Source organism: Microbacterium oryzae, assembly GCF_009735645.1.
GTDB classification, from domain to species: domain Bacteria; phylum Actinomycetota; class Actinomycetes; order Actinomycetales; family Microbacteriaceae; genus Microbacterium; species Microbacterium oryzae.
Window position 1 is genome coordinate 2,254,946 of the sequence record NZ_CP032550.1, and the last position, 14,958, is coordinate 2,269,903.

The window sequence follows — 14,958 nt, forward strand, 5'->3', positions numbered from 1 at the left end:
GGTCAGTCCTTTCGTAGCGGCACGACGAAGCCGTGACGGGTGAGGTCGTAGCGGAAGTGCGGGTGCGGCGTGACGTCGTCTTCGCCGCCCGCGGCCCAGGGATGGCACCGCGCCAGGCGTGCCGCCGTCAGGCCCGATCCTCTCACGAGCCCGTGCTGCTGCACGGCCGTGACCGCGTACGCGGAGCAGGAGGGGTAGTACTTGCAGACATCCCCATAGAGGTGCGAGATCGTCGCGCGGTATCCGTGCAGGAGCACGAGCCCTGCATTGCGCGGAGCCAGCGGGACCGAGCGCACGACGTCGGATACGCGAAACCGCGCCGACCCTGTGGCCGACGCGGGAAGCACGCTCATGGCGCCGCCTTGCGCGCGAGACAGCGCGTCACCTCGGAGCGCAGCTCCTGGAACGTCGCCTGAGCTGCGGAGGGCAGCGCGCGGATGACGACATCAGCCCCCGGGCGCACGCCCGGCAGCGCCTCGGCGCACACCGCCTTGAGGCGGCGTCGCACCGTGTTGCGCGTGACGGCGTTGCCGACGGCTTTGCTGACGATGAATCCGAACCGCGGTGCGCGCTCCTCATGGGAGTGCACGACGTGCGTCACGGTCGACGCACCGGCGCATCGAGAGCCTCGGCGCACGACCATCCGATAGTCGGCGCCGAGGACCAGGCGATGCGGCCTCGCGAGCACGGACTCGTCGGCGGGATTACGCCGAGAGCTCGACGCGCCCCTTGCCGCGACGAGCGGCGAGGATGGCGCGGCCGGCGCGGGTGCGCATGCGTGCGCGGAAGCCGTGCTTCTTGGCGCGGCGACGGTTGTTGGGCTGGAACGTGCGCTTGCTCATGGAATCACTCCGAAGGGACGGTCACCGGAATCGTGTGACCGGAGACGAGAGTTGTGGGAGCCCCGAAGGGCATAAGTCAACCGATTCAGCGTACGCCGAACGACGACCATCCGGCAAATGAGCCAGACAACCTGACAGTATCTCCACAGCGACACCCCTCGACGATGCAGGACACGCAGGGGAGCGCGAAGAGGGAGTTTGCCGTTCAGGATCCATCCACTAGCGTGTCACCGAGTTATCCACAGGCTAGGAGAGGCATGAGCGCGCACGACATCCCAGACGTCCCCGTCTGGCGAACGGTGCTGGCGGAGCTGGCCGGAGACGGTCGGATCACTCCTCTTCTGGAGGGATATCTGAGCCTCGCTGTCCCGCAGGGAGTCATGGGCGGCACCCTCTACATCGACGTCCCGAACGATCTCACCGCTGCGCAGATCAACAAGCGCATGCGCGAGCCGATCATGGAGGCGCTCGAGCGCATCGGGGCGGACGCGAAGTCCTTCCGCGTCTCGGTGAACCCCGAGCTCACAGAGGCCGCGCTCGATGCGCCCGCTCCCGCAGCTCCCGAGGAGACGGCTCCGCAGCGCCCGGTGGCTCAGACCTCCGCGCCGGCGACCCGCTCCCGCGACGACACCCGGCTCAACCCCAAGTACACGTTCGACAACTTCGTCATCGGGCAGTCGAACCGCTTCGCCCACGCGGCGGCGGTCGCCGTCGCCGAGGCGCCGGCGAAGGCGTACAACCCGCTCTTCATCTACGGCGACTCCGGCCTCGGCAAGACGCACCTCCTCCACGCGATCGGCGACTACGCACTCAACCTCTATCCGGGTGTCCGGGTGCGCTACGTCTCGAGCGAGGAGTTCACGAACGACTTCATCAACTCGATCGCGAACAACCGCGGCGCGGCCTTCAACGCGCGCTATCGCGAGGTCGACATCCTGCTGATCGACGACATCCAGTTCCTGCAGGGCAAGGCCGAGACGCAGGAGACGTTCTTCCACACGTTCAACACCCTGCACGATCACGACAAGCAGGTCGTGATCACCAGCGATGTCGCCCCGAAGCTCCTCACCGGCTTCGAGGACCGCATGCGCAGCCGGTTCGAGTGGGGGCTCATCACCGATGTGCAGGCGCCCGACCTCGAGACGCGCGTCGCCATCCTCCGGAAGAAGGGGCAGGCCGAGCGCCTGGACATCCCCGACGACGTGATCGAGTACATCGCGTCCAACGTGTCCACGAACATCCGCGAGCTCGAGGGCGCGCTCATCCGTGTCTCCGCCTTCGCGAGCCTGAACCGCTCATCCGTCTCGCTCGAGCTCGCTCAGACGGTGCTGCGTGACATCGTCGATCAGGCGGAGGACACCGTCGTCTCGCCGAACGACATCATCAGCGTGGTCGCGAGCTACTTCAAGCTGACCGCCGACGATCTGCACGGCTCCAGCCGCGCACAGTCGGTGGCGCAGGCGCGGCAGATCGCCATGTACCTCTGTCGCGAGCGGACCAGCCTCTCGCTGCCGAAGATCGGACAGCTCTTCGGCGGACGCGACCACACGACGGTGATGTACGCGTACCGCAAGATCAACGAGCTCATGAAGGAGAAGCGCTCGGTCTACAACCAGGTGCAGGAGATCACCACGCAGCTCGGACGCCGCTGAGCGCACGTTCTTCGACGAGGGGCCCGGAACCGACGTTCCGGGCCCTTTTGGCGTCCTCAGAGCCTCCTGGGCGCGCTTGACGCGGCCTGGGAGAAGCCCCTATAAGAAGTTCTCCCCATGTGAAAACTCCTGTGGATAACTGGGGAGACACGCCTCGGAAGCTGTGTAGGACACGCCCTCTCGATGTGGAGCGGCCTGTGACAGCGAGGTCGGCGCCCTTCTCCGTCTCCACGGAGCGTCCTCACGTCATCCACAACTCACACACATGTCGTTCCCTACTCCCGTCTCGCATCCACAGAGTTATCCACACTCTCCACAGCGGTTAACACGGTTAAGAGATCTCTTTCTCTGAAGGGGCTCCGATGACCTTCTCGACGGACCGCGACACCCGGGGCACTAGCATGGGAGACCCGTGGGCGGTCTGCGCCCGTTTCGTCATCCGAGGGGAGCGACCCGTGAAGTTCCACGTGAACCGCGACGTGTTCAGCGAGGCCGTCTCGTTCGTCGTCAAGCTGCTGCCCCAGCGGAACCCCCAGCCGATCCTCGCCGGCGTCCTCATCGAGGCGACCGAGGACGGGAACCTCGCGCTCTCAGCCTTCGACTACGAGGCTTCCGCACGCACGACGATCGAGGCCACGGTCGACGAGCCCGGCACGATCCTCGTCCACGGGCGCCTGCTCTCCGACATCGCCAGCCGGCTTCCCAACCAGCCGATTCAGATCTCCACCGAGGACGACGGCAACATCTCTCTCACCTGCGGCTCCGCCAGCTTCGCGCTCGCGTCGATGCCGGTCGAGGAGTACCCCGCGATCCCCGAGGTCACCGGCGAATCCGGTCTCGTCCCCGGCGACGACTTCGCGACCGCGATCTCGCAGGTCGCGTTCGCCGCCTCACGTGACGACGTCACCCCGGTGCTCACGGGCGTGCAGCTCGAGGTCTCGGGTCTCGGTCTCAGCCTCGTCGCCACCGACCGCTATCGCGTCGCGGTGCGCGACATCCAGTGGGATGGCAGCGAGCAGCAGGCCGCAGCGCTCGTTCCCGCCCGCACGCTTCAGGAGGTCGGCAAGACGTTCTCGCACGGCGGGAACATCTCCATCGCCTTCTCCGGCTCGGGCGACCGCGAGATCATCGCGTTCACCGCGGGCAACAAGACCGTCACGTCGCTGCTCATCAAGGGCAACTTCCCGCCCGTGCGCCGCCTCTTCCCCGCGCAGACCGAGCACTACGCGGTCGTCAGCACGGCCGACCTGGCCGAGGCCGTCCGCCGTGTCTCGCTGGTGCTCGACCGCTCGGCGCCGCTGCGCTTCACGTTCTCGACCTCGCAGGTGACGATGGACGCCTCGGGCGGCGAGCAGGCGCGCGCCTCCGAGTCGGTGGACGCGCACCTCACCGGCGGCGACGAGGTCACGCTCGGTCTGAACCCGCAGTACCTCCTCGAGGCGCTCGGCGCGGTGAAGAGCGAGTTCGTGCGCGTCACGTTCACGTCGAGCGACAACGCGAACAAGCTCAGCCCGATCCTCATCACGAGCCAGACCTCGGTGGATCAGGCCGGCCAGGACTCGTTCAAGTACCTGCTGCAGCCGAACCTCCTGCTGCGCTGAGCGCGGGTTCTCCGCCCGCGCCCACCCGCCAGACGATGTCGTCTCATCGAGGCGACACGGATTTCGGCGGCAGAGCGTGTGCGTTCGGTGAGACGACATCGTTTCGCGGACTGGCGCGGACGACCGGGGCAACGTCAGACGTCGATGAGAGGGTGATTCGATGATCGTCGAGCACCTCAGCCTCGTCGACTTCCGCAACTACGCCCACGCGGAACTCGCGCTGCAGCCCGGGCCCAACGTGCTCGTGGGGCGCAACGGCCAGGGGAAGACGAACCTCGCCGAGGCCATCGCCTACCTCGCGACGCTCGGCTCGCACCGGGTCTCGTCGGATGCCCCGCTCGTCCGGGAGGGCAAGGATGCCGCCTTCGTGCGCGCGCGTCTCGCCCACGGTCAGCGCCGGGTCACCCTCGAGCTGCAGATCAACAAGCAGGGCTCCAACCGGGCGCGCGTCAGCGGTTCGCCCGTGCGCACATCGGAGCTGCCGCGCTATGCGCAGGCCGTGCTGTTCGCGCCCGAGGATCTGCAGATCGTGCGCGGCGACCCGTCCCAGCGGCGGCGGTTCGCCGATCAGCTCCTCATTCAGCGCACCCCGCGGATGGCCGGGGTCATCGCCGACTACGACCGCACCCTCCGGCAGCGCACGGCGCTGCTGAAGTCGGCTCGAGCACGGGGGATGAAGGGCGGCCAGCTCACGACGCTCGATGTCTGGGACGACAAGCTCGTCGCCCTCGGGTCCGAGCTCATCGACGCCCGTGTCCGCCTCGCGCAGGACCTCGCCGACCCGGTCGCGCAGGCCTACGCCGGCGTCGCGGGCGAGGATCACCGCCCCGAGCTCAGCTGGGTGCTGTCGGTGCGCGGCGCCGACCCCGAGGAGGGCGAGGAGCTGCCGGCGGGCGAGGGCGGCTCGACGCCCGAGCTCTTCCGCTCGGCGCTCGCGGCCCGTCGTTCGCAGGAGCTCGAGCGCGGTCTGAGCCTCGTCGGGCCGCACCGCGACGACCTCCTCCTCACCGTGCGCGGGCTCCCCGTGAAGGGGTACGCGTCGCACGGCGAGTCCTGGTCGGTGGCTCTCGCCCTGCGCCTGGCCTCGGCCGGGCTCCTTCGCGCGGAGTCGCAGGGCGGCGACCCGATCCTCATTCTCGACGACGTCTTCGCCGAGCTCGACGCCGATCGCCGCCGACGTCTCGCCGACGTGGTGGCCGACTTCGAGCAGGTGCTCGTGACCGCCGCGGTGGCCGCCGACGTCCCGGCGCCGCTTCGGGCGAACGCCGTCCGCATCGAGGCCGGCGCCGTCCTCGGGCCGCTCTCCGACCATCCGCTGACGCCGGAGGCGACGGATGGCTGAGCCGGAGGTTCCCGAGACGATCGCCACGTACCTGCGCCTGCGGGGCCTCGAGCCGAGCAAGCGGTACAAGAAGAAGCGGCGCGTCGTCGATGACGACGACGAGAACGCGCCGTTCGCGCCGGGACGCGATCCGAAGCCGCTGGGCGAGGCGATCGATGTGCTCACGCGCTCGAGCGGGTGGGAGCCGCACCTGCAGCGGGAGGACCTCGCTCTCAACTGGGAGGAGATCGCCGGCGCCGAGAACGCCGCGCACTCCCACATCGAGACGTTCTCGCGCGGCGTGGTGGTGGTGCGATGCGATTCCACCCCCCGCAGCAAGCAGATGCACATGATGCGCTCGCACTTCCTCACGCGGGTGATCCAGCTGTATCCCGAGGCGGGGGTCACCGAGATCCGCTTCTTCGGGCCCGACGTGCCCTCCTGGAATCACGGCATCAGGCGCGTTCCAGGGCGCGGCCCGCGCGATACCTACGGCTAGGACGGGTCGGATCCTAGGCCCGCCGATTTTCTCCCGGCAGAAGGGCCTGTGGAGGGGGCGTCGAGGCGCCGCGCACGATAGAATGGGAAGGCTGCCGATCCCAGATGTGGAGCACTTCTTCCTATGACGAGCGAAACCCCTCAGAACGAGTCCGAGCCGATCGACGACGGTCGGGACGACGAGAGGGGCGACGCCGCACCGGCCCCCCGGAAGGTCGAGAACGAGTACGGCGCGGATGCCATCCAGGTCCTCGAAGGACTGGAGGCCGTGCGCAAGCGCCCGGGCATGTACATCGGCTCGACGGGACCCCGCGGTCTGCACCACCTCGTGTACGAGATCGTCGACAACTCCGTCGATGAGGCGCTCGCCGGGTACTGCGACACCATCGCCGTGACCCTGCTCGCGGATGGCGGCCTGCGCGTCGTCGACAACGGCCGCGGCATCCCCGTCGGGATGCACAAGACCGAGGGCAAGTCGACCCTCGAGGTCGTGCTGACGGTCCTGCACGCGGGCGGCAAGTTCGGCGGCGGCGGATACGCCGTCTCCGGCGGTCTCCACGGCGTCGGCTCGTCGGTGGTGAACGCGCTCTCCACGCGACTGGACGCGGTCGTCATGCGCGACGGCTACGTCTGGCGCCAGTCGTTCTCGAACGGCGGCGTGCCGATGGCTCCCATCGAGCAGGGGGAGGAGACGGAGCAGACCGGGACGACGATCACGTTCTGGCCCGACGCCGAGATCTTCGTCGAGGGCGTCGAGTTCGACTACGAGACGCTCCGCACTCGCTTCCAGCAGACGGCGTTCCTCAACAAGGGCCTCCGCATCGAGCTGACCGACGAGCGCGAGTCGTCGGCGGAGGAGGTCGAGACCGCCGACGGATCGACCGAGATCGTCAAGCGCCACAACGTCTTCCACTACGAGCGCGGCCTCGTCGACTACGTCGAGTACCTCAACAAGGTGCGCAAGGCCGAGCGCGTGAACGAGGACATCGTCGTGCTCGAGCAGGAGCAGCCCGACGGCCGGATGGCCGTCGAGATCGCGATGCAGTGGACGACGAGCTACACCGAGAACGTCTTCACCTACGCGAACATGATCAACACCCACGAGGGCGGCACGCACGAGGAGGGCTTCCGCGCGGCGCTCACCTCGCTCGTGAACCGGTACGCGCGGGCGAACGGCATCCTCAAGGACAAGGACGACAACCTCACCGGCGACGACGTCCGCGAGGGCCTGACCGCCGTCATCTCCGTCAAGCTCTCCGAGCCGCAGTTCGAGGGTCAGACGAAGACGAAGCTCGGCAACACCGAGGCCAAGGCGTTCGTGCAGAAGGTCGTGAACGACCAGCTCGCCGACTGGTTCGAGCGCAACCCGCAGCAGGCGAAGAACGTCATCCGCAAGGCGATCGACGCCGCGTCGGCGCGGATGGCCGCGCGCAAGGCCCGTGAGACCGCTCGCCGGAAGAGCGTGTTCGAGTCCGCCGCGATGCCCGACAAGCTGAAGGACTGCACGTCGAAGGACCCCTCGATCAGCGAGGTGTTCCTCGTCGAGGGAGACTCCGCCGGCGGCTCTGCCGTGGGCGGGCGCGACCCGCGCACGCAGGCGATCCTCGCCCTCCGCGGCAAGATCCTCAACGTCGAGCGCGCGCGCATCGACAAGGCGCTGGGCAACCGCGAGGTCCAGGCGATGATCCAGGCCTTCGGCACGGGCATCGGGCCGGAGTTCGACCTCGCCAAGGCGCGGTATCACAAGATCGTCCTGATGACGGATGCCGATGTCGACGGCCAGCACATCACCACGCTGCTGCTGACGCTGCTCTTCCGCTACATGCGCGGTCTCATCGAGGCCGGCTACGTGTACCTCGCGATGCCGCCGCTCTACCGCCTCAAGTGGTCGAACGCGCCGCACGAGTACGTCTACAGCGACCGCGAGCGCGACGCGCTGCTCAAGGAGGGCGCCGCGGCGGGCAAGCGCATCCCCAAGGACGCCGGCATCCAGCGGTACAAGGGTCTCGGCGAGATGAACGACTCCGAGCTGTGGGACACCACCATGAACCCGGAGACGCGCACCCTGCGTCAGGTGACCATCGACGACGCGGCCGCGGCCGATGAGATCTTCTCCGTGCTGATGGGGGAGGACGTCGAGTCCCGCCGCGGGTTCATCCAGCGCAATGCGAAGGACGTCCGCTTCCTGGACATCTAGTACTCCGCGAGCGCAGCGAGCCGCCCCCGGTCGTTGAGCGAGCGAAGCGAGCCGAAACGCGGTGACCAGACGTCCTCGACGCGACCGCACAAGTGAGATGAAGAGAAGATGACTGACGAAGTCCGCCCCGACATCGACGACGCGCACAACCACGGCCGGATCGACCAGGTCGACCTGCAGTCGGAGATGCAGCGCAGCTACCTCGACTACGCGATGAGCGTGATCGTCGGTCGCGCGCTGCCCGACGTGCGCGACGGGCTGAAGCCCGTGCACCGTCGCGTCGTCTACGCGATGTACGACGGCGGCTACCGTCCCGACAAGAAGTTCTCGAAGTGCGCGCGCGTCGTCGGCGAGGTGATGGGTCAGTACCACCCGCACGGCGACACCGCGATCTACGACGCCCTCGTGCGTCTGGTCCAGCCGTGGTCGCTGCGCTACCCGCTCGCGCTCGGTCAGGGCAACTTCGGCTCGCCCGGCAATCAGGGCGCTGCGGCACCGCGGTACACCGAGACGAAGATGGCCGCGCTCGCCCTCGAGATGGTGCGCGACATCGAGCAGGAGACCGTCGACTTCCAGGACAACTACGACGGCGAGACGCAGGAGCCCACGGTCCTGCCGGCCCGGTTCCCGAACCTGCTCGTCAACGGCTCGGTCGGCATCGCGGTCGGCATGGCCACGAACATCCCGCCGCACAACCTGCGCGAGGTGGCCGACGGCGCGCTCTGGGCGCTCGACCACCCCGACCTGCCGCGCGAGGAGCTGCTGGGCGGCCTGATGCAGCGGATCCCGGGACCGGACTTCCCCACCGGCGCGCAGATCCTCGGCAGCAAGGGCATCCACGAGGCGTACCGCACCGGCCGCGGCTCGATCACGATGCGCGCGGTCGTGGAGATCGAGGAGATCCAGGGCCGCACGTGCCTGGTCATCACCGAGCTGCCGTACCAGGTGAACCCGGACAACCTCGCCGTGAAGATCGGCGAGCTCGCCCGCGAGGGCAAGGTCACCGGCATCGCCGACATCCGCGACGAGACCTCGGGCCGCACCGGCCAGCGCCTCGTCGTCGTGCTCAAGCGCGACGCCGTCGCCAAGGTCGTGCTGAACAACCTCTACAAGCACACCGAGCTGCAGACGAACTTCGGCGCGAACATGCTCGCCATCGTCGACGGCGTGCCGCGCACGCTGCCGCTCGACGGCTTCATCCAGTACTGGATCACGCACCAGCTCGACGTCATCGTGCGCCGCACCCGCTTCCGCCTGCGCAAGGCGGAGGAGCGGATGCACATCCTGCGCGGCTACCTCAAGGCGCTCGACGCCCTCGACGAGGTGATCGCGCTCATCCGCCGCTCGCCGACCGTCGACGATGCGCGCGAGGGTCTGAAGGACCTGCTGGAGATCGACGACATCCAGGCCGACGCCATCCTCTCGATGCAGCTCCGCCGTCTCGCGGCGCTCGAGCGTCAGAAGATCATCGACGAGGCGAACGAGCTCGAGGCGCAGATCGCGGAGTTCCGCGCGATCATCGCCGACGAGCTGCGACAGCGCGCCATCGTGCGCACCGAGCTCACCGAGATCGTCGACCGCTTCGGCGACGAGCGGCGCACGCACATCCTCCACGGCTTCGACGGCGACGTGTCCATCGAAGACCTCATCGCCGAGGAGGAGATGGTCGTCACCATCACGCGCGAGGGCTACATCAAGCGCACCCGCAGCGACAACTACCGCTCGCAGCACCGCGGCGGCAAGGGCGTGAAGGGCGCGCAGCTGCGCGCGGACGACGTCGTCGAGCACTTCTTCGTGACCACGACGCACCACTGGCTGCTCTTCTTCACGACGAAGGGCCGCGTCTACCGCACCAAGACGTACGAGGTGCCGGAGGCCGGCCGCGACGCCAAGGGCCTGCACGTGGCGAACCTCCTCGCGCTGCAGCCCGACGAGCAGATCGCCCAGGTCATCGAGCTGAAGTCGTACGACGACGCCGAGTACCTCGTGCTCGCCACGCGCACCGGCCTCGTGAAGAAGACGCGCCTGACCGAGTACGACTCGAACCGTCAGGGCGGCATCATCGCGATCAACCTGCGCGAGGGCGACGAGCTCGTGAGCGCGCTCACCGCGAACGCCGACGACGACATCCTCCTCATCAGCCACCGCGGCATGTCGCTGCGCTTCTCGGCGACCGACGAGGCGCTGCGTCCGATGGGCCGCTCGACGAGCGGTGTGAAGGGCATGTCGTTCCGCGAGGACGACGACCTGCTGTCGGCGTCGCTGGTCTGGCCGGACTCGTACGTCTTCGTCGTCACCGACGGGGGCTACGCCAAGCGGACGGCCGTGGACGAGTACCGCGTGCAGGGGCGCGGCGGTCTCGGCATCAAGGTCGCCAAGCTCAACGACGATCGCGGCGTGCTCGCGGGCGGACTCATCGTCCAGGCGGATGACGAGGTCCTCGTGGTTCTCGAAAAGGGCAAGGTGGTACGCTCTGCCGTGGCCGAGGTGCCCGCCAAGGGGCGCGACACCATGGGAGTCGTCTTCGCACGGCCCGACAAGAACGACCGGATCCTCGCGATCGCTCGCAATGCCGAGCGGCGGATCAGCGAGGAGATCGGGGAGGAGCCCGAAGAGGCAGCCCCGGCAACCGACATCTCCGAAGGAACGACTGACGCATGAGCACCGTAGCGGACAAGCTCGCCCAGAAGCAGGCGCATAAGACCAGCGCCAAGCAGGTGCGGCTGCGCCTGGTCTACATCGACTTCTGGTCGGCCGTGAAGCTGTCGTTCCTGGCGGCCGTGGCGCTGGCCGTCGTGACGATCGTGTCGTTCTTCCTCATCTACATGGTCGTGCAGACGACCGGGCTCATCGGCCAGGCCGACGAGTTCTTCACGATGTTCTCCGACGGCGAGCTGTCGCTGTCGTCGTTCCTCGGGCTGCCCCAGGTGATGGCGTTCGCCGCCGTGGTGGCCATCCTCAACCTCATCGTCGTGACGGTGCTCGGCGCCGTCGTCGCCGGCATCTACAACCTCGCCGTGAAGATCACCGGCGGCCTGCTCGTGGGCTTCACCTCGAGCTGATCGCACCCCTTCACGCAGCGCCCCGGCTCACCGGCCGGGGCGCTGCGTCGTTCTCGGGCACCGGGCGTCCGCCCTCCAGGCGGATGACGCGGTCGGCGACCGCGATGGACGCGTCGTCGTGGGTGACGCATGCGACGGCGGCGCCCCGTGCGGCCTCCTCGGCGAGGATGGCGCGGGTCCGGTCGCGACTGCGCCCGTCCAGTCCCGCGGCGGGTTCGTCGAGAAGCAGGATGGCCGGACGCCGCACGATGCCCTGCGCGAGCAGCGCGCGCTGACGCTGGCCGCCGGAGAGCTCCGCGAGGGGGCGGGTCTCGAGCCCCGTGAGCTCCACCCGGGCGATCGCCTCGTCGACCGCGGCGCGGTGAGAGCGGCGCCCGCCCGCCCAGGTGCCCATCGCGACGACGTCGCGCACGGTGAGGGGGAGCGCGTCGGGCGCCTCGACGCGCTGGACGACCAGGGCGAGATCCCCTTCGCGGACGACCTCCCCGGCCCGAGGTGCGATCACCCCGGCGAGCAGCTCGACGAGCGTCGACTTGCCGGAGCCGTTCGGGCCGGCGATGGCCACGACCTCGCCGGGCACGAGCGCGACGTCGACATCGTGCAGAGCGTCTCGGTCGCCGTAGGCGAAGCACAGCGATCGGGCGATGAGAACGGGTGCAGGGGACACCCGCCCCAGTCTAGCAATTGATAATCATTCTCGTTTGACGCTAGGCTCGGCGCTCGTGTCCTGGCTCATCGACCCCCTCACCACCGCGTTCGTCCTGCGCGCCCTCGGCGGCGGCGCGCTCGTCGCGGTCATCTGCGGCATCGTCGGCACCTGGGTCGTCATCCGCGGGATGGCCTTCCTCGGCGAGGCGATCGGGCACGGCATGCTTCCCGGCGTGGCTCTCGCCACCGTGCTCGGTCTCCCCGCGCTCGCCGGCGCCGCTGTCAGCGCGGTCGCCATGAGCGCGGCGATCGGCGCACTGCAGCGACGCGGTCGACTGTCGTACGACACGAGCATCGGGCTGCTGTTCGTCGGGATGCTCTCGCTCGGGGTGATCGTCGTCTCCCACTCGCGCAGCTTCGCCACCGACGCCACCGTTATGCTCTTCGGCGACATCCTCGCCGTCGACGAGGGCGACCTCGCGGTGATGGCCGGGGCGCTCGTCGTGACGCTCGTCGTGGCCGCCGTCTTCCACCGCGCCTTCGTCGCCTCGGCCTTCGACCGACGCATCGCGCACACGCTCGGACTCCGACCGCGCCGCGCGCAGCTCGCGCTGGTCGGGCTCGTGACGCTGGCCGTGGTCGCGTCGTACCAGGCCGTGGGCTCGCTCCTCGTCGTCGGACTGCTGCTCGCTCCCGCCGTCGCCGCGAGGCCCTGGACGGCCAGGATCCCCGCGATCATGGCGCTCGCCAGCGCCTTCGGCGTCCTCGCCGTCCTCCTCGGCCTGCTGCTGTCGTGGAACGCCGGCACGGCCGCCGGCGCATCCGTCGCCGGCACGGCCATCCTGCTCGCCGCCCTCTCCGCGACCACGTCGGCTGCGCTCACGCGGATCCGATCCGCGGGGGCTTCGCACGCTCCGGCCGAGCGGATGGCCCCGGCCGCTCGCGCGGGCGCCCCACGTTGACCTCCCGAAAGGAACGCATGTCCCCTCGAAGCCGTCCCGTCCGCCTCGCCGCGGCCACCGCCATCCTGCTCATCACGCCCGCCTGCGCGACAATCGACCCGGTCGCGGGGCCCTCGACCTCCGCGGCTCCGTCCGCGGCCGCCGGACACGGCGAGATCGCGGGCGCGGCCGAGGTCGCCGAGCCGCCGCTGCAGCTGGTGTCGGTCGACGAGTCCGGCGCGCTCGGCGCCCTCGACCTGCTGGATGGCACCACGGCCGAGATCGCGCGGGTCGGTGCGCCCGAGGCGCTGGCGTCCGACGGACGCTACCTCTTCGTCACGACCGATGCCGGCGTCGAGATCGTCGACAGCGGCGCCTGGACCTGGGATCACGTCGACCACTTCCACTACTACCGGGCGGAGCCACGGACCGTCGGCACCGTCGACGGCGCCGGTCCGGCGACCGTGTCGACGGGGCTGCTCTCGACGGCGGGGGCCACGGGCATCTTCCTCTCCGGAAGCGGCCAGGCCGTGCTGCTCGACAACGCCGCGCTCGGCGACGGGCGGATCGACGAGCTGTTCCGCATCGAGACGGGTGCCCCCGAGGGAGTGGCGGCGCCGCTGGGCGGTGGCGCGCTCGTGAGCGCACCGGGGGAGGACGGCGGCATGCTGCGGTTCCACGAGGCGGACGGCGCAGTCACGCCGAGCACGACGGAGTGCGTGGACGCACAGGGCTCGATCACGACCCGCGTGGGACTCGTCGTGGGCTGCGCGGACGGCGCAGTGCTGGCGACGATGGACCGCGGCGAGCCCGTCTTCGAGCGGATCCCGTACCCCGCCGACGCCACGGCCGAGCGTGCCATCGGGTTCGACGGCCGGAAGGGGCGGCCGACCGTCGCCGCCATCGCGGGAGATGCCGGGCTCTGGCTGCTCGACACCCGTGAGCGGGAGTGGACGCTCGTCGAGACCGACGCGCCGCTGCTGCGGGTCGCGGCCGTGGACGATGCGGACGGGCACGTCGTCGCCCTGGACACCGAGGGGCGGGTGCGCGTGCTGCTGGCCGGGACGGGCGAGGAGGTGGCCGTCACCGAGCCGCTGCTGCCCGAGACGCTCGACGCCGACGCGCTGACGGGCGTCTCGCTGACGGTCGACGCGCAGCGCGCGTACCTCAGCGCACCGACGGAGGGCGTGGCCTACGAGATCGCGTACGCCGACGGCGCCCGGATCGCCCGCACGCTCGAGACGCCGACGGAGCCCGCCTTCCTCGCGGAGGTCGGGCGATGAGGCGGATGCCCGCCGTCGCCGCGCTCGTCACGCTCGCAGGAGCGCTGGCGCTGGGCGGGTGCGCGCCCTCGTCGTCCGAAGCCCCGGAGATCGTCGTCACCACCAACATCCTCGGCGACGTCGTGGAGAACCTCGTCGGAGACGAGGCGGAGGTGATCACGCTCATGAAGCGGAACGCGGACCCGCACTCGTTCGAGGTCTCCGCGCAGGAGGCCGCCACTCTCGGCGATGCGGAACTCGTCGTGTCGAACGGCCTGGGCCTCGAAGAGGGGCTGCAGCAGCACCTCGACCGCGCGGCCGCCGACGGCGCGCGGATGCTCGCCGCCGGCGACGCGATCGACGTACTGGCGTACCGCGACGCCGACGGCGCACCGGATCCGCACTTCTGGACCGACCCGCAGCGGATGGTGCAGGTGGTGGCAGCCCTCGAGGGCGAGATCGCGACGATCCCCGGGATCGATGCCGAGGCCATCCGCCGACATGCGGACGCCTATGTCGGCGAGCTGCAGCGGCTCGACGAGGAGATGACGGCCGCCTTCGCGGAGATCGACGCGGACCGGCGCGCGCTCGTCACCAACCACCACGTGTTCGGGTATCTCGCCGACCGCTTCGACTTCCGCGTCGTCGGCGCGGTGATCCCGGGCGGCACGACGCTCGCCGCCCCGAGCGCGGCGGACCTGCGCGATCTCGCCACGGCCATCGAAGACGCCGGCGTCTCCACGATCTTCGCCGAGTCGTCGCAGCCGGATCGCCTCGTGCAAGTGCTTGCCGACGAGGTCGGCATCGACGTGGATGTCGACGTCCTCTTCACGGAGTCGCTGACGGAACCCGGCGGCGGCGCCGACACCTACCTCACCATGATGCGCGCGAACACCGAGCGCATCACCCAGGGCCTCAAGGACTGAAGGCCGGA

Annotated in this window: 14 protein-coding genes; 10 read left to right on the forward strand and 4 right to left on the reverse strand. The window is 69.4% G+C overall.

The window, feature by feature from the left end:
- Positions 1-2 precede the first annotated feature (2 nt).
- Genes yidD through rpmH form a run of 3 tightly spaced genes read right to left on the reverse strand, consistent with a single transcriptional unit; the run spans position 3 to position 842 of the window.
- Positions 3-353, reverse strand: coding sequence for a membrane protein insertion efficiency factor YidD (yidD, locus tag D7D94_RS10575; protein WP_156242568.1), 351 nt, complete (start codon positions 351-353; stop codon positions 3-5).
- Positions 350-688 carry a ribonuclease P protein component gene (gene rnpA / locus D7D94_RS10580; RefSeq protein ID WP_156242569.1) on the reverse strand — a complete coding sequence of 113 codons (339 nt, stop codon included), beginning with the start codon at positions 686-688 and terminating at the stop codon, positions 350-352. The genes yidD and rnpA overlap by 4 nt, the downstream gene beginning before the upstream one ends.
- 16 nt (positions 689-704) lie before the next feature.
- Positions 705-842, reverse strand: a complete 138-nt coding sequence (gene rpmH / locus D7D94_RS10585) for a 50S ribosomal protein L34 (RefSeq protein WP_156242570.1) — start codon at positions 840-842, stop codon at positions 705-707.
- 257 nt (positions 843-1,099) lie between these two features.
- Between rpmH and dnaA the strand changes: the two genes are divergently transcribed.
- From dnaA to D7D94_RS10620, 7 genes are all read left to right on the forward strand, one after another.
- Positions 1,100-2,494, forward strand: coding sequence for a chromosomal replication initiator protein DnaA (dnaA, locus tag D7D94_RS10590; RefSeq protein ID WP_156242571.1), 1,395 nt, complete (start codon positions 1,100-1,102; stop codon positions 2,492-2,494).
- Between the two features lie 455 nt (positions 2,495-2,949).
- The gene (dnaN, locus tag D7D94_RS10595) at positions 2,950-4,095 is read left to right on the forward strand and encodes a DNA polymerase III subunit beta (RefSeq protein ID WP_156242572.1); all 1,146 of its coding nucleotides are present in this window, start codon (positions 2,950-2,952) and stop codon (positions 4,093-4,095) included.
- Between the two features lie 160 nt (positions 4,096-4,255).
- Entirely contained in the window at positions 4,256-5,437 is a 1,182-nt protein-coding gene (recF, locus tag D7D94_RS10600) for a DNA replication/repair protein RecF (RefSeq protein WP_156242573.1), read from the forward strand.
- Positions 5,430-5,915, forward strand: a complete 486-nt coding sequence (locus D7D94_RS10605) for a DciA family protein (RefSeq protein ID WP_156242574.1) — start codon at positions 5,430-5,432, stop codon at positions 5,913-5,915. The genes recF and D7D94_RS10605 overlap by 8 nt, the downstream gene beginning before the upstream one ends.
- Before the next feature lie 123 nt (positions 5,916-6,038).
- Positions 6,039-8,111, forward strand: a complete 2,073-nt coding sequence (gene gyrB, locus D7D94_RS10610) for a DNA topoisomerase (ATP-hydrolyzing) subunit B (RefSeq protein WP_156242575.1) — start codon at positions 6,039-6,041, stop codon at positions 8,109-8,111.
- A 108-nt stretch (positions 8,112-8,219) separates the two neighbouring features.
- Positions 8,220-10,772 (forward strand): DNA gyrase subunit A, encoded by a 2,553-nt coding sequence (gene gyrA, locus D7D94_RS10615; protein WP_156242576.1) that lies wholly within the window; start codon positions 8,220-8,222, stop codon positions 10,770-10,772.
- A complete protein-coding gene (locus tag D7D94_RS10620; RefSeq protein WP_156242577.1) occupies positions 10,769-11,173 on the forward strand; it encodes a DUF3566 domain-containing protein in 405 nt (134 codons plus the stop codon). Before gyrA ends, D7D94_RS10620 begins: the two co-directional genes overlap by 4 nt.
- 10 nt (positions 11,174-11,183) lie before the next feature.
- Here the strand turns inward: D7D94_RS10620 and aztA are convergent, their stop codons facing one another.
- The gene (gene aztA, locus D7D94_RS10625; protein WP_246171773.1) at positions 11,184-11,840 is read right to left on the reverse strand and encodes a zinc ABC transporter ATP-binding protein AztA; all 657 of its coding nucleotides are present in this window, start codon (positions 11,838-11,840) and stop codon (positions 11,184-11,186) included.
- Between the two features lie 55 nt (positions 11,841-11,895).
- Here aztA and aztB point away from each other — a divergent pair, with 55 nt between their 5' ends.
- The 3 genes from aztB to aztC are packed head-to-tail and all read left to right on the forward strand — an operon-like array spanning position 11,896 to position 14,950.
- Positions 11,896-12,783 carry a zinc ABC transporter permease AztB gene (gene aztB, locus D7D94_RS10630; RefSeq protein WP_156242579.1) on the forward strand — a complete coding sequence of 296 codons (888 nt, stop codon included), beginning with the start codon at positions 11,896-11,898 and terminating at the stop codon, positions 12,781-12,783.
- A gap of 17 nt (positions 12,784-12,800) precedes the next feature.
- The gene (locus D7D94_RS10635; protein ID WP_156242580.1) at positions 12,801-14,045 is read left to right on the forward strand and encodes an ABC transporter; all 1,245 of its coding nucleotides are present in this window, start codon (positions 12,801-12,803) and stop codon (positions 14,043-14,045) included.
- Positions 14,042-14,950: a zinc ABC transporter substrate-binding protein AztC gene (gene aztC, locus D7D94_RS10640; RefSeq protein ID WP_156242581.1), complete on the forward strand. Its 909-nt coding sequence runs from the start codon at positions 14,042-14,044 to the stop codon at positions 14,948-14,950. Before D7D94_RS10635 ends, aztC begins: the two co-directional genes overlap by 4 nt.
- The last annotated feature ends 8 nt before the right edge of the window (positions 14,951-14,958 follow it).

Coding starts and splice junctions, on each gene's coding strand:
- yidD (WP_156242568.1), bottom strand. CDS start 353: ATGAGCGTGCTTCCCGCGTCGGCCACAGGGTCGGCGCGGTTTCGCGTA.
- rpmH (WP_156242570.1), bottom strand. CDS start 842: ATGAGCAAGCGCACGTTCCAGCCCAACAACCGTCGCCGCGCCAAGAAG.
- dnaA (WP_156242571.1), top strand. CDS start 1,100: ATGAGCGCGCACGACATCCCAGACGTCCCCGTCTGGCGAACGGTGCTG.
- recF (WP_156242573.1), top strand. CDS start 4,256: ATGATCGTCGAGCACCTCAGCCTCGTCGACTTCCGCAACTACGCCCAC.
- D7D94_RS10605 (WP_156242574.1), top strand. CDS start 5,430: ATGGCTGAGCCGGAGGTTCCCGAGACGATCGCCACGTACCTGCGCCTG.
- gyrB (WP_156242575.1), top strand. CDS start 6,039: ATGACGAGCGAAACCCCTCAGAACGAGTCCGAGCCGATCGACGACGGT.
- gyrA (WP_156242576.1), top strand. CDS start 8,220: ATGACTGACGAAGTCCGCCCCGACATCGACGACGCGCACAACCACGGC.
- D7D94_RS10620 (WP_156242577.1), top strand. CDS start 10,769: ATGAGCACCGTAGCGGACAAGCTCGCCCAGAAGCAGGCGCATAAGACC.
- D7D94_RS10635 (WP_156242580.1), top strand. CDS start 12,801: ATGTCCCCTCGAAGCCGTCCCGTCCGCCTCGCCGCGGCCACCGCCATC.
- aztC (WP_156242581.1), top strand. CDS start 14,042: ATGAGGCGGATGCCCGCCGTCGCCGCGCTCGTCACGCTCGCAGGAGCG.